At 32.5% G+C, this 23,975-nt stretch carries 19 protein-coding genes and 1 riboswitch; of the genes, 2 read left to right on the forward strand and 17 right to left on the reverse strand.

Annotated elements, in window-relative coordinates:
* Positions 1-105: 105 nt before the first annotated feature.
* The 16 genes from cysD to GKZ86_RS02780 form a co-directional block, all read right to left on the reverse strand.
* The gene (cysD, locus tag GKZ86_RS02705; protein WP_042566295.1) at positions 106-1,005 is read right to left on the reverse strand and encodes a sulfate adenylyltransferase subunit CysD; all 900 of its coding nucleotides are present in this window, start codon (positions 1,003-1,005) and stop codon (positions 106-108) included.
* Between the two features lie 141 nt (positions 1,006-1,146).
* Positions 1,147-1,857: a phosphoadenylyl-sulfate reductase gene (locus GKZ86_RS02710; RefSeq protein ID WP_154781572.1), complete on the reverse strand. Its 711-nt coding sequence runs from the start codon at positions 1,855-1,857 to the stop codon at positions 1,147-1,149.
* Between the two features lie 24 nt (positions 1,858-1,881).
* Positions 1,882-2,784 (reverse strand): sulfite exporter TauE/SafE family protein, encoded by a 903-nt coding sequence (locus tag GKZ86_RS02715; RefSeq protein ID WP_154781573.1) that lies wholly within the window; start codon positions 2,782-2,784, stop codon positions 1,882-1,884.
* Between the two features lie 114 nt (positions 2,785-2,898).
* Positions 2,899-3,309, reverse strand: coding sequence for an Rrf2 family transcriptional regulator (locus GKZ86_RS02720; RefSeq protein ID WP_029271841.1), 411 nt, complete (start codon positions 3,307-3,309; stop codon positions 2,899-2,901).
* A gap of 150 nt (positions 3,310-3,459) precedes the next feature.
* On the reverse strand, positions 3,460-3,957 hold the full coding sequence (locus tag GKZ86_RS02725; protein ID WP_154781574.1) for an RDD family protein: 498 nt from the start codon (positions 3,955-3,957) through the stop codon (positions 3,460-3,462).
* Positions 3,958-4,011: 54 nt separating this feature from the next.
* Positions 4,012-4,554, reverse strand: coding sequence for an RDD family protein (locus GKZ86_RS02730; RefSeq protein ID WP_228526511.1), 543 nt, complete (start codon positions 4,552-4,554; stop codon positions 4,012-4,014).
* A gap of 141 nt (positions 4,555-4,695) precedes the next feature.
* The gene (locus GKZ86_RS02735; RefSeq protein WP_154781575.1) at positions 4,696-5,868 is read right to left on the reverse strand and encodes a PLP-dependent aspartate aminotransferase family protein; all 1,173 of its coding nucleotides are present in this window, start codon (positions 5,866-5,868) and stop codon (positions 4,696-4,698) included.
* An 80-nt stretch (positions 5,869-5,948) separates the two neighbouring features.
* Complete coding sequence (locus tag GKZ86_RS02740; protein ID WP_154781576.1) at positions 5,949-6,374, reverse strand: OsmC family protein; 426 nt, start codon at positions 6,372-6,374, stop codon at positions 5,949-5,951.
* A 77-nt stretch (positions 6,375-6,451) separates the two neighbouring features.
* Entirely contained in the window at positions 6,452-7,135 is a 684-nt protein-coding gene (locus GKZ86_RS02745) for a hypothetical protein (RefSeq protein ID WP_154781577.1), read from the reverse strand.
* Between the two features lie 77 nt (positions 7,136-7,212).
* Entirely contained in the window at positions 7,213-9,627 is a 2,415-nt protein-coding gene (thrA, locus tag GKZ86_RS02750; protein WP_154781578.1) for a bifunctional aspartate kinase/homoserine dehydrogenase I, read from the reverse strand.
* 1 nt (position 9,628) lies between these two features.
* Complete coding sequence (locus GKZ86_RS02755) at positions 9,629-10,612, reverse strand: alpha/beta fold hydrolase (RefSeq protein ID WP_228526512.1); 984 nt, start codon at positions 10,610-10,612, stop codon at positions 9,629-9,631.
* A gap of 79 nt (positions 10,613-10,691) precedes the next feature.
* Positions 10,692-10,800, reverse strand: a riboswitch (SAM riboswitch).
* Between the two features lie 189 nt (positions 10,801-10,989).
* Positions 10,990-11,187, reverse strand: coding sequence for a hypothetical protein (locus GKZ86_RS02760; RefSeq protein ID WP_154781580.1), 198 nt, complete (start codon positions 11,185-11,187; stop codon positions 10,990-10,992).
* Between the two features lie 636 nt (positions 11,188-11,823).
* A complete protein-coding gene (locus GKZ86_RS02765) occupies positions 11,824-12,915 on the reverse strand; it encodes an aspartate kinase (protein ID WP_154781581.1) in 1,092 nt (363 codons plus the stop codon).
* 252 nt (positions 12,916-13,167) lie between these two features.
* Complete coding sequence (locus tag GKZ86_RS02770) at positions 13,168-14,472, reverse strand: O-acetylhomoserine aminocarboxypropyltransferase/cysteine synthase family protein (protein WP_154781582.1); 1,305 nt, start codon at positions 14,470-14,472, stop codon at positions 13,168-13,170.
* A 69-nt stretch (positions 14,473-14,541) separates the two neighbouring features.
* Positions 14,542-14,730 carry a hypothetical protein gene (locus GKZ86_RS02775; RefSeq protein WP_154781583.1) on the reverse strand — a complete coding sequence of 63 codons (189 nt, stop codon included), beginning with the start codon at positions 14,728-14,730 and terminating at the stop codon, positions 14,542-14,544.
* A gap of 388 nt (positions 14,731-15,118) precedes the next feature.
* Positions 15,119-17,965: a TonB-dependent siderophore receptor gene (locus GKZ86_RS02780; RefSeq protein ID WP_154781584.1), complete on the reverse strand. Its 2,847-nt coding sequence runs from the start codon at positions 17,963-17,965 to the stop codon at positions 15,119-15,121.
* A gap of 529 nt (positions 17,966-18,494) precedes the next feature.
* Here GKZ86_RS02780 and metK point away from each other — a divergent pair.
* Both metK and GKZ86_RS02790 read left to right on the forward strand, forming a co-directional pair.
* Complete coding sequence (gene metK / locus GKZ86_RS02785) at positions 18,495-19,745, forward strand: methionine adenosyltransferase (protein WP_154781585.1); 1,251 nt, start codon at positions 18,495-18,497, stop codon at positions 19,743-19,745.
* Positions 19,746-19,902: 157 nt separating this feature from the next.
* A complete protein-coding gene (locus GKZ86_RS02790) occupies positions 19,903-21,672 on the forward strand; it encodes a DUF4153 domain-containing protein (protein ID WP_154781586.1) in 1,770 nt (589 codons plus the stop codon).
* A gap of 61 nt (positions 21,673-21,733) precedes the next feature.
* On the opposite strand, the gene GKZ86_RS02795 is transcribed toward GKZ86_RS02790, so the two are convergent.
* Positions 21,734-23,968 (reverse strand): hypothetical protein, encoded by a 2,235-nt coding sequence (locus tag GKZ86_RS02795; RefSeq protein WP_154781587.1) that lies wholly within the window; start codon positions 23,966-23,968, stop codon positions 21,734-21,736.
* Positions 23,969-23,975: the final 7 nt, after the last annotated feature.

Raw genomic sequence — 23,975 nt, forward strand, 5'->3', positions numbered from 1 at the left:
AGTTTCAAGTTGAAAAACTTTGTCTAAAATTTAAATCTGTATGTTTTTGTTTTCTTGATTCTATTTTTAAATTTCGTTCCGAATTGCATTAACAATTAACAATTATTAAAAATACCCTTGTTGTTTTCTCTTTTCCATTGCGGCTTCAGAACGTTTGTCATCGATTCTGGCTCCTCTTTCAGAAATGGTTGATTCTCTGATTTCTCCCACAACTTCCTGAATTGTTGCTGCATAAGATTCAACAGCGGCTGTACAACTCATATCTCCAACGGTTCTGAAACGAACAATTCTTTCTTCGATTTGTTCGTCTTCTTCCTGGTACACATAAGGAGAATGTGACCAGATTAAACCGTCTCTCAAAAAAACTTTTCTTTTATGTGAAAAATAGATTGATGGAATTTCGATATGCTCTTTTTCGATATAACTCCAAACATCTAATTCTGTCCAGTTTGAAATTGGGAAAACACGAACGTTTTGCCCATTTTCTATTTTTCCATTTAAAATATCAAACAACTCAGGCCTTTGATTTTTTTCGTCCCATTGTCCGAAATCATCACGCACTGAAAAAATACGTTCTTTAGCTCTTGCTTTTTCTTCATCACGACGTGCACCACCAATACAGGCATCAAACTTAAACTCTTCGATTGCATCTAAAAGTGTTGTCGTTTGCAGGCTGTTTCTACTAGAATATTTCCCAGTTTCTTCAACCACTTTTCCTTCATCAATAGCATCCTGAACATTGCGAACAATTAATTCTAAACCTAATTCTTCTACCAATTTATCTCTGAAAGCAATTGTTTCAGGGAAATTGTGTCCCGTATCAACGTGCAATAGAGGAAACGGAATTTTTGCCGGAAAAAATGCTTTTTGTGCCAAACGCACTAATGTTATAGAATCTTTTCCTCCAGAAAAAAGTAAAACAGGTTTGTCAAATTGTGAAATTACTTCTCTGAAAATATATATTGCTTCACTCTCTAAAGCATTTGTTTTTAATACTGAACTCATTGTTTTTTTGTTTGATATTTTGTTTGTGAAAAATTTTGTCAGGTTTAAAGTTTCAAGTTTTTCGCCTGATCTAAAATCTCCACTCTTTATTCTATAATCTATATTCTATTCTCTAACAGAAAGTCTTGCTTCTTGCTTCTACTATTCTTTTTTAGCGCTATGCAAACCACACTCTTTATGGCTTGACTCCCACCACCATCTTCCGGCTCTGATGTCTTCGTCTGGCAAAATTGCTCTTGTACAAGGTGCACAACCAATACTTACGAATCCTTGTTTGTGCAATGCATTTTGAGGAACATTATTTTCTTTTAGATAATCTTCAACTTCCTGCAAAGTCCATTTTAATAATGGATTGAATTTTATGATTTCGAAATTTCCGTCGTATTCAAACAAATTCAAATCATGTCTGTTTTCTGATTGTTCTGCTCTTAAACCAGTAATCCAAACTTTATTTCCTGCCAAAGCTTTTCGTAACGGAACTACTTTTCGAATAAAACAGCATTCTTTTCTATTTTCTACTGATTCATAAAAGCTGTTTGGACCTTTTTGTTTTAGTAAATTTTCGACTGCTGCTGCTTCGGGAAAATAAACTTCAATTTGTTTTTTGTACTTTTTTAATGTTCTGTGAAAAACATCATACGTTTCCTGAAATAATCTTCCTGTGTCTAAAGTAAAAATGGTAATGTCAATATTATTTTTAGCAATAAAATCTGTAATTACCTGATCTTCCTGACCAAATGAAGTTGAAAAAACAACTTCTTTCGGGTATTGTTTAGCTAAGAAACTCAAAGTTTCTTCGAGAGAAAAATCTTTTGTTATGTCTAATAATACTTCTATATCTTTTGCATTCATATTATTCTCCTTCCTGAAAATGTATTATAATAATTTCGATAATGTTTTTAAACTCAATAATATAATTAAGATTCCTACTGCAACCATCATTGGTTTTCTTTTGATTTTATTTACCAGATAAGCTGCTAATGGCGCTGAAATTACGCCCCCTAAAATCAATCCGATAATTACCTGCCAACCGTGAATTCCGCCAAAAAGCATAAAAGTTATACCACTTGCAAATGAAATCGCAAACTCAGCTGCATTTACTGAACCAATAGTATATCTCGGATTTCTTCCTCTTCCCAATAATGTTGAAGTTACAATTGGTCCCCAGCCACCGCCACCAACAGAATCCATAAAACCTCCAAAAACAGCTAAAGCTCCTAATCTTTTAGTCTTCTTTTTTACAATTGTTTTTTTAAGCGCTTTTTTGATGATGATAATAGCCAACACAATCATATAAACTGCAATAAATGGCTTGATAATATCTCCATTAATAACATCTGCTAATAAATAAGCTCCTGTTATCGAACCTAAAACTCCTGGAATCAACAAATGTTTTACCAGTTTTTTATTGATATTCCCGAAACGGTGATGCGAAAGCGCTGATGCTCCGGTTGTAAACATTTCAGACACGTGAACTGCTGTACTGCTAACAACTGGCGGAACTCCATAAGCCAATAAAAATGACGTTGAAGTTGCTCCATAACCCATTCCTAAAGTTCCATCTACTAATTGTGCAAAAACACCAATTAAGAAAAAAACTAAAAACTCCTGATTAAAACCACCTACGAATCCGTTCCAGGAAAATTCAGCATAATGATTATATATTAATGTTGTTAATAAACCTACCAATAGAATAACAGGTATACCTACCCATAATTTTTCTTTTATTGATGTATCAGACTTAACTCCAACATTATTTAATTTCAGCTCTTTCTCCATATTGCTATGTTTTTTCTTATTTTTAAAATCCATTATCCTATCGGCTTAGTAGATTACTTTGCAAAAGTAACACTTTTTTTTAAATTCAAACTTTTTTTTTCTAATTTTTATCGATTAAAAAGCAATGTCTGCGAGAGAATTACTTTCAAGTATTTTAAGCGTATTATCCCGAACCTCAGTCATTAAGCGTCTAGCGGCGCAAGTTGACTCGTCATCACAATCATCACATTTTTCATAAAAATTGTGACTTGCGCACGGAAGCAGCGCAATTGGACCTTCGAGAATACGATAAACTTTGGCCATACTGATATCTTTTGGATCTTTTATCAGGTAATAACCACCGCCTTTTCCTTTTTTAGCACCTAGAAAACCAGAGTTTCTAAGCAGTAATAAAATGCTTTCTAAAAATTTTATCGAAATATGTTCGCTTCTCGCAATTTCTGCAATTTGTACAGGTTCATTGTTTTCGCGTCTGGCTAAATAAGTTAAAGCTTTAATTCCGTATTTTGTTTTCTTTGAAAGCACTTCTTTATATTTTAGATTGAAGATTGTTGATTTTAGATTTTTTTTCCAAAATCAACAACCTTCATATTATTCTACAACAAAAATATGCTTTTTGAACGAGAATAATAACAGAATGAATAAGTATATTCTACTAATTTAGTATAGTTTAACTTAATTTGTTTCCTGAGCTCCAATTAAGCTAAATTCATGAAATGTTTTTACTTCTTCCTCTAAAGCTTTTTTATTAACTACATAGGTGTCAGATATTGTATCGTGCCAACCTCTTCCGTCGCTTCCTAAAAAGGAAAATGCATCAAAAGGAATTAATCTGCATAAACTTCTTTTAAAAACGGTTCCAAAACTTGGTCTTTGTCCATTTTCATCTACTAAAATTGTTCCTGTAATAAATTTACCAATTGATCTTCCGAAAAAACCTTCCAATAAAGTATAGTATAATAAGAATAGTGTGAATGCGATTAAATTCCATCCTAATTCACCCATGTCAGTTATCCAATCAGTTTTGCCAATCAATCCAATGAAAATTCCGAGAGCAATACAAAATAAAAAGAAAATAATAACAAAAGCGACAAGGTCTAAGATATAATTTAAAAAACGACTTCCGTTAGAGGCAAATAATTTGTCGTCAAGAATGTAAGTAGAGTTACTCATGTTGTAATTGGTTTAAGTTAATGGTTATTAATATGTTATTTTAATGATTTTAATTTACAAATCAGTTTCCTGAACTCCAATTAAATTGAATTCATAAAACATTTTTATATCTTCTTCTAAAGCTTTTTTCTCAACAACATAAGTATTAGATAGGGAATCATGCCATATTCTTCCAGATTTTCCTAAAAAAGATAAAGCATCAAAGGGAATTAAACGACACAGAGTTCTTATGCAAATCTCACCAAAACCTGGTTTCAAACCATTTTTATTTACGACTGTGCTGCCTGTAATAAATTTCCCAATAGATCGCCCTAGAAGCCATTCTAAAACCAAATAGTAAAACATTGAGAAAGAAAGATAAAATCCAGGTATTCCCAATGAAATTGCAATTTCCGTCCAAATTCGATATATGCTAAATTGCAAAATATTTCCTATAATTATAATAAGTAATGTAAAAACAAACATAGCAACAACAATAAAGATAAAATCCAAAATACAATTTACGAAACGATCACGATCAGAAGTTAATAGTTTCTTTTCAATAACATAAATAGAGTTATTCAAGTTTGATTTTATTTGATTATTATACTTTTCCAATTTCAGTTTTAACAAAAATATACTTTTTACTCAAACCACAATAAAAAAGAATAACGATTTTTAACAGTAATAAAATTACAGTCAAAAATCGTTATTTATAACCTGTTATAGATTTCCAGCAATCTAAAATCTAAAATTAATTTAAGAAAGCGCCTGATCTAAATCAGCGATAATGTCTTTTACAGTTTCCAGACCTACAGAAACACGCACTAAACCTTCTGTAATTCCAACTGCCAGCTTTTCTTCTACAGATAATTTACTGTGCGTTGTTGATGCCGGATGCGTTACAATTGTTTTTACGTCTCCGATATTTGCCGAAAGTGAACATAATTTAATCTTATCCAGAAATTTTCTTCCAGCTTCAATTCCGCCTTTTATTTCGATTGCAATAATGTTACCACCTAAAAGCATTTGTTTTTTGGCAATCTCATATTTTGGATGCGATTTTAAAAACGGATATTTAATGCTCTCTACATTTGGATGATTTTCTAAAAACTCAGCTACTTTTAAAGCATTTTCGCAATGTTTATCAACACGAACAGCCAAAGTTTCTAAACTTTTAGATAAAACCCACGCATTAAAAGGTGACATTGCCGGTCCTGTATTTCTTGAAAACAGGTATATTTTACGAATTAATTCAGCTTCTCCAACTGCAACTCCGCCCAAAACACGACCTTGACCGTCAATTAATTTTGTTGCTGAATGAATCACTATATGAGCACCATATTTAATAGGCTGCTGAATGTATGGCGTAGCAAAACAATTGTCGATTATCAAAATCAAATTATGCTTTTTTGCAATTTGACCCAATAATTCTAAATCAACTACATCTACACCAGGATTTGTTGGTGTTTCAGCATATAAAATTTTTGTGTTTGGTTTAATAAAACTTTCAATTGTTTCCGGTTTATTGATATCAAAATAAGAAGTTTCAATTTTCCATTTTGGAAAATACGTCATGAACAATGCGTGAGTTGACCCAAAAACACTTCCTGCAGAAACGATATGATCTCCAGATTCTAACAATGCAGCAAACGTAGAGTATATCGCAGCCATTCCGGTTGCAAAAGCATAACCAGCTTCTGCACCTTCCATTGCACAAACTTTGTCTACAAATTCTGTTGTATTTGGATTACTGAATCGAGAATAAATATTGCGGACTTTTTCTTCTGTGAAAGAAGCTCTCATGTCCTCTGCATCTTCAAATATAAAACTTGATGATAAATACAAAGGTGTTGAATGTTCCTGAAATTGTGTTTTTTCTAAATGTGTACGTATGGCAAGGGTTTCAAAGCCAAATTCTTCTTTATTCATTGTGTGTTTTTTGTTTTTTTGTTTCAGGTTTCAAGTTTCAGGTTTTCTTAGTTGGAAAAAATCGGAACTTAAAACTTAGACTATAATATTTCGTTGTTTAAAACAACTTTGTAATTTATGGTTGCGGTTGGCTCAACTGTTTTGGCAACTGAGCAATATTTCTCGAAAGAAAGCTGTGCCGCACGTTGTGCTTTTTCAGGATTAATATCGCCTTCTAAATAGAAAACAACATCAATTTCTTTAAAAGGTTTTGCTTCGTCTATTTGAACGCGGGTTCCTTCGACCTCAGCATTAAATGAAGTGATTTCCTGGCGTTGTTTCTTTAAAATCGAAATCATATCAATGGCACTGCAGCCTGCAACGCCCATTAAAACTAATTCCATTGGACTTGCGCCTAAATCGCTTCCGCCAAATTCAGCTCTGCTATCAACGTCAACTACATGTCCGCGTTCATTTTTTACTTTGAAATGAAATGCGTCATTTACTCTGTTTAAGGTTACTTTCATTGTGTTGTTATTTTGTTTTTTTATTTTTTTTGATCAATAAGAAAATCAATGTTTTCGAATTTAAATACAATTAGTTTTTAGTTTTTTTCATACACCATTTTGGTATTCTGAACAGCTATTGTATCTCCTTGATTTAATAAAGAGAGCACATTTTTGTCAAATCCGTTATTCAAAACAAACCTTTGAGATGAACCAAATATTTGAGTGTTACTTGATCTTATTAATTTATAGGTCATACTATTAATTGTCAATTTATTTGGATTTCCAGAAGCTACAATAGCAGCGTAATATTTCACTGCAACATCTGGAAAATTACCCGGCATATCTATTTTTTTATAATATGGTTTATAATTTCCCATTTGATAAAAAAAAGTATCTAAGGTTCCTTGATTTGCGTAATAGTATGTTAAAGTGTCTTTTGGATAAAAATAAACTTCCTTCCCTACATCTTTAACAGTCAATTTTTGTTTACTGTTTCCCCATTCGAATTCAACCGAATCTTTAGTTTTATAGTTGATGATATCTCCTTTTTCGAAACTTGATGATTGTCCTTTTAATTCAAAAATACTTGGTTCAAATCCTCCTCCAGTTATAAATTTATTAATAAGATTTTCATTTTTGACCTCACCGTTCTTTGTAAAAACCCTGACATTTTCTAAAATTTCATATTGCGTTAATTTTAAAGTCGAAGGATAATTAAAAACTTCTTCATCATCATCAATATCATTATCATAACTATTGCATGCTACAAAAAATAACATTGAAAATATTACTAAAAAAAATTTGTTCATAATTGCTTGGGGGCTACTAAATTTATGTTTTTAATTTAAAAATCGTTTTATCCTTTGTCTGACAATCTCAAAATATCTCCGAAAACTCCTCTTGCTGTTACTGCAGAACCTGCACCGGCTCCCTGAATAACGATTGGACGATCTCCGTAAGATTCTGTATAAATTTCGAAGAAAGAATCTGATCCTTTTAATCCGCCTAAAGCGGTATCTGAAGGAACTGAAACTAATTTTACTTCCAGAATTCCTTTATCATTTTGTAAATCTCCAGACAATTCGCCAATGTATCTTAATACGTGATTTGGTTTTTGATCTGCTTTTATTTTCTCGTAAATTGGGTCGAATTCTTTTAATTTGGTTAAGAAATCAGCAACATTTCCATCACGTAAATGCTCCGGAATTAGGTTTTGAATTGAGATTTCTTCAAACTCATTTTGCAAGTCTAATTCTCTCGCTAAAATCAATAATTTTCTTCCAACGTCATTTCCACCTAAATCCTCACGCGGATCCGGTTCTGTGTAACCATTATCAATTGCTTCTTGCAAAATCTGGCTAAACGGAACATCTTTTGCAGAGAAATTATTAAATAAATAACTCAAAGTTCCTGAGAAAACTCCTTTTATTTTCGTGATATTTTCACCCGAAAGATGCAATAATTTTATCGTATCAATTAATGGCAAACCTGCACCAACATTGGTTTCATATAAATAATTCTTTTGATTTTCTGCTAATGATTTTCTTATTTCTTTATAAAAACCATAACTTAAAGTATTCGCTACTTTATTTGATGAAATCAAATCGAAACTATTTTCAATAAACGGAATATAATTTTCTACAAATGTGGCACTTGCTGTATTGTCGATCGCAATTAAATTCTCTAAATGGTGTTCGGTTGCATAAGCAATAATATCATTTATAGTGTAAGCGTCGCCTTTAGTCTGAATGTCGTTTTTCCAGTTTGAAGTTACGCCATTTTTATTTAAAAGTAATTTTTTAGAATTGGCAATTGCAAAAACATTTAGCTTGATGTCTTTACGTTTTTCAATTGCTGCAGAAGATTCTAATATTTGATTTATTAATGTTCCGCCAACTAAACCGTGACCAATAATTGCGATATTGATTTTTTTAGAAACTCCAAAAATTTCACCGTGAATAACGTTCAGGGCTTTATGCAGTTCTGATTTCTTAACAACCAAACTCACGTTTTTACCTGTAACGGTATTGTTGAATAATATTGGAACTATTTTATTTTTGATTAAAGCGGTGTATGGTTTATGAAACGTGCTTAAATCCTGGCCGATTATAGAAATTACCGAAACATTATCTGTTACTGTAATCTGATTTACGTCTTTAGAATAAAAGTCGTTTTCAAACTCTTTTTCTAATTCGACCATTGCTGTCGTTGCTTTATCCGTTGCTACAACAAGTCCGATTCCTCTTTCTGAAGAACCTTGCGAAATAATACTTACGCTGATATTATGATCGCCCATCACTTTAAAAATTCGGGCGTCGACTCCGGCTTTTCCAAGTAATCCACGTCCTTCAAGATTTACAAGGGAAACATTTTCTAATACAGAAAGTGTTTTAATTCCTTCTTTTTCAGCATCAGAAGTAATTAAAGTTCCGCGATTATCATCGTTGAATGTATTTAAAATACGAAGCGGAATATTTTTTTCTAATAATGGAATAATGGTTTTGGCGTGCAAAATTGTTGCTCCAAAATTGGCCAATTCGTTTGCTTCATTAAACGATAAATATTCGATTTTTTTGGCATCGGCAACTAAATCAGGATTTGCTGTATAAATTCCGTCTACGTGTGTAAAGTTTTGAAGTTCTTCGGCATTTAAATAATTAGCAATTAACGAAGCGGTATAATTACTTCCGTTTCTTCCTAAGGTTGTTGTGTCATTATTGTTATTTGAACCAATGAAACCTGTAACGATATTTACGGTTGCTCCGTTATGAAGTTTAAAGTAATTGATTACGTTTTTCTTCGAAAGTTGTTCTAAAGGCTGTGCATCTCCAAATTTAGAATCGGTTTTTAATAATTCTCTTGAATCTACAAAGTTCGCCTGAATTCCTTTTTCAACTAAAATTGAAGTCAATAATTTAGCCGAAAGCAATTCGCCTTTTGATAAAATCTGATCTTTAATTTTATTGCTGTAATCTCCAATCAAACTTACGCCTTCGAATAATTTATCTAAAATATTAAATTCTTCAGAGAAATCGACTTTTGGATAATCTGAAATCTGGTATGTTTTGAAGCTTTCTAATAAAGGTTTGTAATTTCCGTTTTTAGCAGCAATTCTTAAGATATCTTCTAATTCATCTGTTGCATTGCCACGTGCTGAAACAACTACGGCAATTTCTTCGCCTTGATTTACTTTATCAGAAATGATTGAAACTACTTTGTTTAATCCTTCTCCGTTTGATAACGATTTACCTCCAAATTTTAATATTTTCATTTTATTTTTCTATTGTTTCTGCCTTAAAAATATCGGCAAGTAAATGATCTAATTGTTTGTACTCGATTAAAAAAGCGTCATGTCCGTGAACGGAATCTATTTCGCTGTAAAAAACATTGTTTTTAAATTTCTTTAATTCATTATAGGTTTCCAGATTTTCTTTTGGTGTAAAAAATAAATCTGAATTGATTGCAATGATGTGAATCGCTGCATTTGTCTTAGACATTAATGTTTCGAAATCGGCACTATTTCGGGTAATATCTATGGTTTTTAGCAATTGGTTCATCAATTTATAAGATGATAACTGATAGCGTTTTTGCAATTTACTGCCGTGATGCGCTAGCCAGCTTTCGATATTAAAAATCAAAAGATCCTGATTTACGGTACGCTGAAATTTTTCTTTAAATGATTCCGGAGATCGGTAACACAACATGGCATGAATTCTGGCATCTTCAATTGGTTTTGAAGAGTTGTTCAGAATTTGTTCCTGCAGATAACAATTGGCAATCATCCAGTCGGTCGATTTCCAGTCGGTTGCTATCGGAATTAAATGTTCTGTGATGTTTGGTTCTAAAGCCAAAATTTCCCAGGCAATTCCGCCGCCAACAGAACCTCCAATTACAGCAAATACCTGTTGAATATTTAAGGCTTTTAATCCTTCAATAAAAATTCTGGCAATATCTCTGGTGGTGAAATCCTTATAATTATCTATTATGAACGAATCGTTTCCGTTTCCGGGAACGTCGAATGCCAATATGGTATATTTTGTGGTGTCGATTGTTTTTTCATCGCCAATTAAATCATTCCACCAACCGTTTTCGCCTGTAACCTGAGCATTTCCGGTTAGGGCGTGATTTACCAAAACAATAGGCGCGCTGTATAATGGCTGGCCAAAAACAGCAAAACTTAAAGGTAACGAACGGTAAACTGCACCACTTTCGGTGGTGAATTTCTGAATTATTAAGGGACTTGGTATATTTTCCAATTTCAAATCTTTTTATTTTTGATTTGTATACGGAAATATTAGAAAGAAAGTCTAGAGTGTATTACTAGAAAAATTCTTGTTGTTATCTTTCCACGTTTGGGCGTGGTAGAATGCAGCACCTTCTTCGAGTTAACGAAGGGTTGCTAAGGATTCATCGGGTCTAATCCCTCGTCCTTTCTTTATAACATTTTCAATACGTTTTTGAACTTAAAGGTGCAAATTAACTACTAATTTCTTAAACAAACAAATTTTATCGAAACTGATTACTCATTTTCTTAAATATAATTCAAACCAAAACTATTGTACGCAAAAAATTACCGAACTATTTGCCCAGTAAAATTAAGCCGGTTTTACCCTATTTTATGATACTTTTTGATTTAGATAAAAAGTGTTTCATTCTCTTTAGAATACATCAAAAATAATAATGAATTCGGTGTTTTTTTCTCTGCTTTATCGGTTTCAGTGATTCCGAAACTTGGGTGAATCAATTCGTTCGTTGGCGGCGGATTGTTTCTTTTCGTTCTGATGCTTTTCAATTTAGAAAATGTTCTTGTTAAGTAGTTTGTTGCGCTCATGTTATTAAGTTTTAGTTTGTTGTGTTTTTATCTTTATTATTCGTTTATGTTTTGTTAACCTTTGCCTTATGAAATAAAAAAACCCTTTTGGACCGGGATACCAAAAGGGTTTAAGTTTTTTAAACTTATATATACTTTTAGTATCAACAGACGTGCACGCAAATAAATGCGACAGAGAACATCTTGTTCATCTGTAGGGATTTATCCATCTGTGATTTAATTGTTATATTTAATTCTTGCATTTTCATAAAATTAAAAAAAGCCTCCTAAAAAATTATCGGGAGGCTTTGCTATATATAATTATTGTTTTCTTACAATTTAAGCAATAAGCATCCCAACGGTTTTAACCGAAATGGCACAAAACATTTTATAGACCTTTAAGTTCATTGATTTAGTAGCTTTTGGGTTTAACAAATATGCAAATATTATTTTAATTACACAAATAAAAATAAATAAATTAATACGAAAATCCGACAAAAAAACGTTTTTTGACGATATAAAACATCTTACAAAACTTTTGTTTTAAAAAATTGATGTAAAAACTTACAAAAACTAGTTTAAGCCTTCAAACGATCTCCACAAATCAGTTTATCAAAGAACATTGCTAAAAATTTCAATCTGGTTTTTAACGATTTTCTAAACCCAGATTGTCTCTTTATGCTTGATTTTTTCTGCAACTTTGAGAATATCGGTTATAATTCCTCTCGAAATAGCTTGTTTACATGCCGAAGCGCTTTGAATTACGATAGGAACATCGGCATAAGACTGCGTATAAATTTCAAAAATGGTATCAGAACCTTTTAGCTGTCCGATGGCTGATGTTACCGGCTCTGAAACCAATTTCACTTCTAATGTGTTTTTCGCAATATCAAACTCACCTATATAACGCAGCACATGATTATCAGATTGGGTTATTTTTGCAATCTTAAACGATCTGTCAACGGCGTCCTTATTAAGTATTCCGTTTTTCTCTAAATGCTCTTGATTTATAAGAGAATTGATTTTTATGTCCGAAAGGTCAAAATCTTTTCCAATTTCCCTGGTCAGAATCAAGAGCTTTTTTGCTGTGTCATTTCCTGATAAATCTTCTTTAAATGTAGAGCGCATCAATCCTAATAAACTCGCATCTTTTAGAACAGAAGAAAAAGAAGAGGATTCTTCAGCCGAAAACCGATTAAAGACATAACTCAGGTTATCTGAAAAAACGCCTCGTATTTTAGTGATTTTCTCTCCTGAATAATACAAATCTCTTAAAGTCTGCAAAACAGGAAATCCTGTGTCGACTGAAGTCTCATACAGAAATTCTTTATCGTACTTTTTAAGGTTCGCTCGTATTTCTTTATAAAGATCAATTGGTAATGTATTGGCTTTTTTATTGACCGCTACAATATTAAATCCGTTTTGAATCAGCGTATTATAATGACTTATCAATTCGTCGCTCGCTGTAGCATCAACGGCAATTAAATTTTCAAATTCATTTTCTTTAGCAAATTCAACAATATCTTCTACCTTAAAAGGAACTGCTAATTGCACGAAATTAGTTTCCCATGCATATCCAACGCCTTCTTTCTCGAAAAAAGCAACGGTAGAATTGGTGATAATCGGGAAATGAAAATCGATGTTTTTACTTTGAAGAAAAAATTCCTGACTTTCGATAATCTGATTGATTAAAGTGCTTCCGATATTTCCAATTCCAAAAAGGATAATGTTTATTTTAAGCTTTGACATAATTTTTAATCTATTAAGGTTAATTAAACCATATAAGTGATATAAGTTCATTTAATATCACCAACGCATATGATTTAGACGAACTGCTATGCGCGTCTGCTAATTAGACGCACTGCTGTGCGTCTCTACTAAATGAACTTATATAACTTATATGGTGAAAAAACTTTTATCTTGAATTTTTCATCATAAAAAATCACCTCTAGCAAAACTCACATTGCTAAAGGCAATTTTTCAAACAAAAAACAAAAAAACCTAATTTTTATTGATACTGTATTGTGATTGCGCAACGCTCGCAAATACAGTTTTCAAGTCAGCGATCAAATCTTCGATGTCTTCGATTCCAACAGAAAGTCGGACCAAATCTTTAGAAACGCCTGTTTCCAGTTGTTCTTCATCATTTAATTGCTGATGTGTGGTGCTTGCCGGATGAATAATTAGTGATTTTGTATCACCAATATTGGCCAAAAGCGAGAATAGTTTTGTTTCATCAACTACTTTTTTCGCTGCTTCAAAACCACCTTTTAATCCAAAAGTGATAACGCCGCTTTGTCCTTCCGGAAGATATTCTTTGGCTAAATCATAATATTTATTCGATTTTAAACCTGGGTAATTTACCCAAACAACCTCATCTTGTTGCTCTAACCATTCTGCTAAAGCCAAAGCATTTTCGCTGTGTTTTTTAATTCGGATTGGCAATGTTTCTAATCCCTGAATGATTTGAAAAGCATTAAACGGACTTAAAGCGGAACCAAAATCACGTAAACCTTCAATTCTTGCTTTTGCAATAAAAGCTGCATTTCCTAAAGCTTCATGGTATATTAAACCGTGATAACCTGCAGAAGGTTCTGTAAATTCAGGGAATTTTCCGTTAGACCAGTCAAAAGTTCCGGCATCAATAATAACACCTCCTAAAGAAGTTCCGTTTCCTGAAATATATTTGGTTAAAGAATGAATCACAATATTTGCTCCGTATTCAATTGGTTTTAATAAATAAGGAGTCGCAACGGTATTGTCTACAATAAAAGGCACTTTGAAGTTTTTGGCTTCCGCCGAAATCGCTTTCAAATCCAATACATCTAATTTTGGATTTCCTAATGATTCTACAAAAAAGGCTCTTGTGTTTTCTTTCGCTGCTTTTGTAAAATTTTCTGGTTTTGCAGGATCTACAAAAGTGGTTGTAATTCCTAAACGTGGCAAAGTCACTTTTAATAAATTATAAGTTCCTCCGTATAAACTATTTGAAGCTACAATATGATCGCCAGCTTTTAGTAAAGTCAAAAAAGTAGTCGCAATTGCAGATGCTCCGGATGCTGTTACAACGGCTGCAATTCCGCCTTCAAGCGCTGCAAGACGTTGTTCTAAAACATCATTTGTCGGGTTATTCAGTCGTGTGTAAATATATCCTGCTTCGGCCAAACCAAATAAATTGGCTGCATGATCTGAGTTATTAAAAACATACGATGATGTCTGATAAATTGGCACTGCTCTTGTTCCACCGTTTTTAGTTACGTCGTGCCCTGCGTGTAATGCGTTTGTTGCGAATTTTTGTGTGCTCATGATAGTTTAGTTTTTTAGGTATTGTTAATACTATTATATATTGTTATTGAAATTGAAATTTGATATTGTTTACACATAAAGATCTTCTTCTTCGAGATGGTATATTTGAGACAATAAAGATTTTTGACTTTTTATATAGTGTTCGGGATTATACTTCAAAGTATCAATTGTTGCTTCTTCAGCTTTATTATTATTTTTTTGAGAATCTGTTCTCAATAAGTACTGAAATGCGATTGTATTTATATCTAATGTATTCATGGTTTAAAATTTAAAATGTTGAAACTAAAAAAACCCTTTCGGATGGCTACCAAAAGGGTTTTATAGTTTTTAACTCTATAACAAAGATTACTCTTTCACTTTTGGCAATAGCAAATTTGGGATGCACATTTGCATCATACAACACACCATCATTTTATTATTTGCTACTGTTTTCATTTTTGTATTTTTTATATTTTTTAAACTCGACTAATTCGATAGAGTAAATGTAATAAGTATTTTTGAATCTACCAAATCAAAAATTGACATTTAACATTAAAAGCTTTCTAAGCCTTGTAAATACTGGTAATTATTTTTAAAAAAAAATCTTTTAAAATTTTTAGCCACAGATTAAAGGATTAAAAAAATCTGTGGCTAATAATCTCCTCTTTTAATATTTAAAGCTTAAACGTGCAAAACCAAATCGGCCGTTTAATCCAAATTGTGATACTGCTCTTGAATATGCAAACTGATTTGCAACGGTTAAGTCTGAACTTGGTACCGGAGACAATGTTGGCGTTGTATTGGTAAAAGCCGGAACTGCACCAATATTTCTGTCCGGATAAACATCTCCTATATTATTAACTCCAAGTGTTAATCTTAAATGTTCGTTTATTTGATATCCTAAAGATAAATCGGTAACTAATTTTGCACTGTATTCAGGATGTTCATATACCGAAGAAAATCCATCTAAGTTTACATCTGTAGATCCAGGATCTGTTACTTTTCCGAAATAGCTGTTTCTTAAATAAATGTCCAGTTTTTTAATATTGAAAGTCGTTGTTAAATTGGCTTTCAACTTCGGAATTGCTTCTTCTAAATAAACGCGGCTTGATTCCGGAAAAAACGAATATATATAAGGATCTCCGCCCGCATCTACAATAGATTTCGGAACGTTTAAACTTCCTACTCTTTTTGTTTCATTATAACTTAAAGCAAAGTCATTTCTAATAGTGAAATCCGGGATTACATTATATTTTTGAGAAATTACAACATCAACTCCTTTTGTTTCAGAGTTAATTCCGTTTGTCCAGAACGAAGCTCTTTCTACACCTTTTAAGTCAAATGCTTCCTGAAACAAAGTCAATGCATTTGCTTGTTCAGGCGATGTTGCTGCTGTTATCTGTGCATCTGTTGGTCTTGCATATTGTCCTGTTAAAACAATTCTGTCGTCGATTCTTGTAAAATAAGCATCTGTAGCAATTGTGATGTTTGCATCTGGAATTTTGAATGTAAATCCTGTACTGATACTTTTAGATTTTTCTGGTTTTAAATTTTCTACACCAATACTTTTTGCTGCCTGAGAATCGTTTGTAAAATAACCAACCTGATAAGGCGAACCGTTGATAAATTGTGTTGAGCTTGCTTCAAAATATTTTTGCTGCAATGATGGCGCTCTAAAACCTGTTTGCCCTGAAATTCTCCAGTTGATGTTGTCTGTCAATTTTAAAAGAGAAGCCAGTTTAAAAATAACCGTGCTTCCAAAATCAGAAAAATTCTCGTAACGTGCCGCTCCATTCAAAAGCCATTTTCCAGTAACATTTAATTCTAAGTCAACATAAGCCGCGCCACTTTTTCTGTCTTTTTCTTTGGCATCAGTTGGTTGAAATCCAGAAAATCCCTGCGCCCCTGCTCCACGTTTGTTGCCAAAAAAGTCCGTTACAATTAATGGTGAATTACTTGGTAAAATTCCTGAAACTAAAGCGCCGTTTGTATCATATAAACCGTATGAAGCTTCGTCGCCTTGTTTTATCTGATAATTTTCATATCTAAATTCTCCACCAAAAGCTACGTTCAAACCTCCCAAAACATCAAGTTTTTTGCTTAAATCTAAATTGGTTGTACTTTGTAGAAACGAAACTTTACCAGCATCAAAACCGTTTGGAGAATTGGTTCCTAAAGTAGCATTAATCGAATTGTTTACATCATATTGAAATGAATTTGTTCCGAGATTTGAGCTGATATCAGTATCAAAACCAAATAATTGAGTTGTAAGCCCTAAAGCCGCAGACGCATCTAATATTTTAGATTCAATTTCCGGTAAAAATCCGTTTGCATACACTTCCGTGAAAGTTCCTGAACCATTTGGAAGTCTGTTAAAAGCATACGATTTTCCGTTTCTATACGAAAGTCCACCAAAAGAATATAAAGCTGTTGTTTCTGTTAACGGATATTTAGTATTATAATATAGTTGTCCCGAAGCCAGCTCTGACTGACCAACACTCATATTATAATCGCTTCTTTCCTGACCTCTAAAATTGATTTCATTATTAGTAACATCAAAATTCAAAGCGGTTTGCAATTGCCCAATTGTCGTTGCAGATGAAATTGCTGTTTGCTGAGCCGGCGTAAAATAGCTTACTTGTGGTGCGTATTGCTGCAATGAACTAATAATTTGAGCAGAATTTGGCGTACTATTAATATTTCCAAATAATGAATTTATACTTACTCCGTTTTGTGCCGCTCTGTATTCTACAGCATTGTAGGCATTAAAAATACCATTGTTTCTAATTCCTGCCCTGCTTGTTGCCTGTCTTGTTACGACACTTCCGGTTAGGTTTAAAAAACTTCCTTCTTTACCCAAAGAAGTTCCGTAGTTTAAATCGGCCTGCACCGTTTGTCCGTCAGAACCACCTTTAAAATTATTGGAACCCGAAGATATGTTGGCGCCATATTGAACATCTCCGGTAAGATAATTGGCGTTCTTTTTTAATACAATATTAATAACGCCTGCAATGGCATCAGAACCGTACTGTGCTGCTGCTCCATCTCTTAAAACTTCGATTCTTTCGATCGCAAAAGACGGAATGGCATTTAAATCTGTCCCAACAGAACCTCTTCCCGGAGATCCGTTTATGTTTACTAACGAACTGGTGTGTCGGCGTTTTCCGTTTACTAAAATCAAAACCTGATCTGGTCCTAAACCTCTTAATTGTGCCGGATCTACGTGATCTGTAGCATCTGCTGTTGATGTTGCATTACTGGTAAAAGATGGTGCTACATAATTTAATATTTGGGTTACACTGGTTTGCGGTGCGCCTTTTGTGATTTCAGAAATATTAAAAACATCAACCGGAACTGGAACATCCGTTTTTACTCTGTTTTTACTTCTTGATCCAACTATGGTAACTTCTGATAATTCGTTATTCTTTAAAGAGTCCTGCTCGGTTTTATTATCCTGAGCATAAAGGCCTGAAAATGTCAAAAGACCTAAAACTGCGAGTACATTTTTTTTCATTTGTTCTTTTTGATTCGTTAATATCTGGCTTAAAATGGTTTTATCGTTTGTTATTTTTTGGCATAAAAAAAACCTCTGCGGTTAGCAGAGGTTTCTATATATGTGTTTGAAAAAAAACTACAATAGTGTCTCTGCGGAAGATTCCGGCATCATACAAGACATATTGCAAATTGTTAATTTCATTTTTTTCTTTCTATTTTGGTGAGGCAAATGTGCAAACTATTTTTTAATCGACCAAACAAAAACAGAAATAATTTCTATTACCCTATCAAAATAGTATATTATGTTAAATTTCTGCCTTTAAAAATAAAAAAAGTTAAAGTTTAATTTGCAAATCAAAATGGTTTTATACCTTTGCACGCGAATACAGAGGAAAAATTTGAACTGATTGCAACCTCTTCATAATGAAACGGTTCGTTATGAATACTGAAAGATTGATTTCAGTAGTAAAAAATGCTAAAGCAGAAACTCTCCTTTAGCCTTTTTCAGCAATTATTTTCCTCGCTTAATTTTAATTTAATAAATTATTATGGCTTATTTATTTACGTCAGAATCTGTTAGTGAAGGGCATCCAGACAAAGTTGCAGATCAAATTTCGGATGCATTAATTGATAACTTCTTGGCATTTGATGCTGACTCGAAAGTAGCATGCGAAACTTTAGTTACAACTGGTCAGGTTATTTTGGCTGGTGAAGTAAAATCGAATACCTATCTTGATGTTCAACAAATTGCTCGTGAGGTAATCCGTAAAATTGGATATACTAAAAGTGAATATATGTTTGAAGCGAATTCTTGTGGAATTCTTTCAGCTATTCACGAACAATCTGCAGATATTAATCAAGGTGTTGACAGAGCTAAGCCAGAAGAGCAAGGTGCAGGAGATCAGGGAATGATGTTTGGTTACGCAACTAACGAAACTGAAAACTACATGCCATTGGCACTTGATTTATCTCATAAATTATTACAAGAGTTAGCTATTTTAAGACGTGAAAACAAAGAAATCACTTATTTACGTCCAGATGCTAAATCTCAGGTAACTTTAGAATACAGCGACGATAATAAACCAACTCGTATTGATGCAATTGTAATCTCTACGCAACATGATGATTTTGAAGAAGAAGCTACAATGTTGGCAAAAATCAAAAAAGATATTGTTGAAATTTTAATTCCAAGAATCATTGCTAAAAATCCTGCTCACGCACATTTATTCAATGATAAAATCAACTACCATATTAACCCAACAGGAAAATTCGTTATTGGAGGACCTCACGGAGATACTGGTTTAACAGGAAGAAAAATTATTGTTGACACTTACGGTGGAAAAGGAGCTCATGGTGGTGGTGCTTTCTCTGGAAAAGATCCGAGTAAAGTTGACAGAAGTGCTGCTTATGCTACACGTCATATCGCTAAAAACTTAGTTGCTGCAGGTGTTGCTGACGAAATCTTAGTTCAGGTTTCTTACGCAATTGGTGTTGCTCAACCAATGGGAATTTTCATTGAAACTTACGGAACTTCTAAAGTAAATTTAACTAACGGTGAAATTGCTAAAAAAGTAGAAGAATTGTTTGACATGCGTCCTTACTTTATCGAACAACGTTTAAAATTAAGAAACCCTATTTATAGCGAAACTGCTGCTTACGGACACATGGGACGTACACCAGAAGTTGTAACAAAAACTTTCCACGCTCCGGGCGGGCACGAAAAAACGGTTACTGTTGAGTTATTTACTTGGGAGAAACTTGATTTTGTAGACAAAGTAAAAGCTGCATTTGGCTTATAATTATTGATTCATACGATTATTAATTCTTAGATCTCAGGATCAATTTCTTTTTAATCTTACTTAATATTACCCCGAATTCTATTCTTTAGAGTTCGGGGTTTTTATTTGGTTATTTGGTTGCATTTGCTTTTCTTAGTACAAAATAACTGACCAAAAAATGAGTAAACTTCCTTCGTTACAAAACGTGCTAAATGCCACAAAAAAAACTATTCTGAGATTTCCGTTAGAAATTATAGCTGCTATTATCGGAACCGTTTCTGCCATTATTCTTATCGAATTAAAATACAACGATCCTAATCAAGAGTTTTATCAAAAAACGATAATGAGTTGTTCATTATGCCTGGTTTGGTTTCTCGCTGTAAGTTTGTTTTTTGCTTCTAAACAAAAAAACAATATAATACGATATCTTATTAGTTTAGCTTTTGGAGTTCTACTAACTGCTTTTGTATTCAATTTTAGAGAAAGAATTTCTGATGTTGAAGCACAAGAGTTTTTTGTACTCAATCTTGCATTACATCTGCTTGTTTCGTTTGCAGGGTTTCTGCCAAAAAAATACAATCAGGAAGAGTTTTGGGAATTTAACAAACAGCTTTTTTTGCGAATATTAACTTCGGGCTTATACAGTATTGTTCTTTACGGTGGTTTAGCATTAGCCATATTAGCCGTTGATCAATTATTTAAAGTTGAATTTGATAGTAAAATCTATGGCTATTTGTTTTTTACAATTGCAGGAATCTTTAATACGATTTTCTTTTTAAGCGGCGTTCCTGAAATCAATAACGAAGAAATTCCGTTACGTTTAAATTATCCTAAAGGGCTTAAAAATTTCACACAGTATGTTTTATTGCCATTAATAAGTATTTATTTGGTGATTTTAATTTGTTATGAAGCCAAAATCCTTGTCACACTTTCATTACCTGTAGGTTGGGTTTCTTATCTTGTTTTGGCATTTGCCATTGTCGGAATTCTTTCTTTTTTATTGGTTCTCCCAATTGCGAATGAGAACGGAAATTTATGGATGCGAACTTTTAATCGCTGGTTTTATTTCTTATTAATTCCATTATTGCTATTATTATTTTGGGCGATTTTATACCGAATCAATCTTTACGGATTTACGCACGAACGTTATTATGTTTTATTATTATCAATTTGGTTAGCGGTTGTTGTGGGGTATTTTTTAATCTCAAAACATCCAAAAATAAAATTCATTCCTATAAGTATGTGCCTTGCGGGATTGTTTTCTATTGTTGGTCCACAAAGTGCTAATTCTGTCTCAAAATATAGTCAATTATCTAGATTTGAATCTTATATACAAAAAGGAGATGGTAAAAAACTAACTTTTGAACAGGAACAGGAATTAAGCAGTATTGTTCATTTTTTAGATAAAAATTATGGTTTTGAGGTTATGCTTCCGTATGCGCATAAAAAATTAGATGCTCTTTACAAAAAAGATAAAGATCCAGGATCAAGCATAATAATGGAAAACTTAGGTTATGAATATCGATCTGAATATGATAGAAAAGATGATATAAACAGTTCTTTTAATTATTATTTCTATCAAAATAATCACAATGAAGTAACTAATATTCATGGATATGATTTCATATTCACAATATCTGATAATGATAGTTTTGATGCGACTACAAATATTGATAATACTGTTTATTCAATTAAAACAAAAGCAAGAGATTATGGTCAGGATCTAATAATCAATCAGGATATAGTTCCTCTTAAAATAAACGACTTTATCATTACAAATTCTGATTTTAGAAGAGATTATGATCATAAGAAAAAAATTGAACAAAAAGTAGAGAATTCAAAATACACTATTTTAATGACTTATATAAGTGCTATTGGTTCCATAGAAAACAAGAAAAAAATTCCTGAAAATTACCAAATCAAAGTAATGGTAGGCATCAAAAAATAAAATAAAAAACCCGACAAGATTTTAAATTTTGTCGGGTTTCTTTTTATATAAATTTTGGAGCCTAATACGTTCCGTTTTGCATTTTGCTTAATGTTTCTCGTATTTCAGTAGCGGTTTGTTCTTCAACTTCGGCAGTTAAAAATTTTACTGCTAATTCCTGAGTTGCGATTGCTTTATCTTTTTGACCGTCTTTATAATACAACTGCGCCAACGTATCTAAATAATACGGATTGTTTTTAGTAACAACCAAACTGTATTCTGACCAACTTATAGCATCTTTTATAAAACCATTATTTGCTGGTTTTAATACTGTTGCCCAGGCAGCTGTGTTAACAAGATTAGAATGATAATCTTTAAAAGAATTCCATCCGTTGTACGAGTAATCAGAATCTGTATCTAAACGTGTAAACATCTCGTCTAGTCTTTCAATTGCATTTCCTTTTTCAGTTGATAAATACGTATTAAAATAAGATTTAAACTCTTTTAAGAAAGCAATATCATCAATACTATTTTCGCTGTCTGCATTCAAATAATCGAAATAATTTTTATAGCAATCAAAACTTCCTTTACCGGTTGCAATCAATTTTTTATAAATCGCAATTATTTTATTTTGATTTGCTTTTCCTGCAACACCTTCTTGCGTTACATAACTATTTTGTTGCAAAGCAGATGAAATTTCAAAACTTAAGCTTCCTTTTAATAATGCCAAAGCGTTTCCGTTTTCATCTTCTATATTCATTTTCTCTATCGCATCGTAATGTTTTAACAAATAATCAATTGCTAAGAAATCGGTATCATTAAAAACGCGCTCTTCATTAAAAAACTGCTTCGTAAAACCTACGTTTTTAATTTCTCTCAAAATAGTTTCTACCAGCTCTCTGTTTGGTTTTGTGTCTTTTTGATGTGTCTCGATTAATTTTTTCCAGATTTGGGCAACTTCTTTTTTATCCAAAGTAACTTTTGCAATTTTAAAATCTGCCGGATTTACTTCTGGCGTAACGGTAACGGCATCAGTTGTTTCATAATCATAAGGTATGTCAAGTATCGAAGCTTTATAAAAAGCTGAAACAACCTCAACATCTGTTACTTTTTTATTTTTAGCTGCTTTATTAAAAGCGTAAAAAGCACTTGCTCTTTGCAGTTTTTTGGTAAACTCGTCATAATAGGTAAACTCTGATTTTTTATCTATTAAATTCGATTTTGCAGTTGCTAAAACATCTCCGTCTCCGTTTAGTATTATCAAACCTGGACTATCTGATATTTTATTGGTTTTAAGCCATTTTTTATCATCGGCTGTAGCCAAATAATAATTAAAAACATCATATTGCGCATTGTAGGCATCATACATATAATAGCCAACTTGTGTTTCAAGATCTTTTAAAACTGCATCAAAATCAGCTTTTGCTGTTGGATTTTTACTATCGGTATAAACTACCAAAAATTTACTTTTGGCAATTTTAGTGGCGGCAATAGCACTTTTTAAATTATTTTCTGTTTTAAATTTAAAATTATATTGAGATGTAATAACGGCAACAGCGGTATCAACAGTTACATCTTGTCCAAAATCTTCGTTAATTAAAGCATCTTTTCCAGGATAAGTCCAGTTTAAAACACTTTTATTTTCAATTGGTTTAACTGTTGGCTCAGCGTCAGGCTGCGCCTCTTTTGCATTTACAAATACTAACGGATTTTTTCCTCCTTGTTCAGAAATTTTTAGCTCATTTGTGCTTTTATCCAAAAAACCGGCGAGGTTTAAATTGCCTAAAGCATCAAGTTCATATTTTATGGTTATTTCTGAAACATCTTTGGGCAAAGCATATTTAGAAATTTTACTTTCAGTTTCATATCCTTCGTATACCAGATATAAATAATCTGCACGGTCTATTTCGAAATCGACATTAATATTGATCCAATCAGGATCTACTTTAGTTTTAATATCGTTGAGTTTTTGGTATTGAACCGGCTCAGAACCATTTTGTGTTCCTATGTAAAAAGAATAAATTGAAGGTTCTAAAAATTTAATTTTAATTTTTTGAGCTTTTTTATCGTTTTTGAAACTAAGATTAAATGAGTTTTCGGCTTTTTCAGTTTGAACAAATAATAAAGAATCGCCTTTGATTTTGTATTCGCCAGAATAAAAAACCAATTCGTATTTGTTATTTTCGAGTAAGTTTAACTTGATTTTTTGACCTTTATTCGTCGAAACATAGGTTCCTTTTTCTAATGTTTTTGTTTGCGAGAAAGAAACAAATATCACACAAAAAAACAATAAGAAACTCCATATATAATTGCGCATAATATAA

This window comes from Flavobacterium sp. LC2016-13 (genome assembly GCF_009707955.1).
GTDB lineage: Bacteria > Bacteroidota > Bacteroidia > Flavobacteriales > Flavobacteriaceae > Flavobacterium.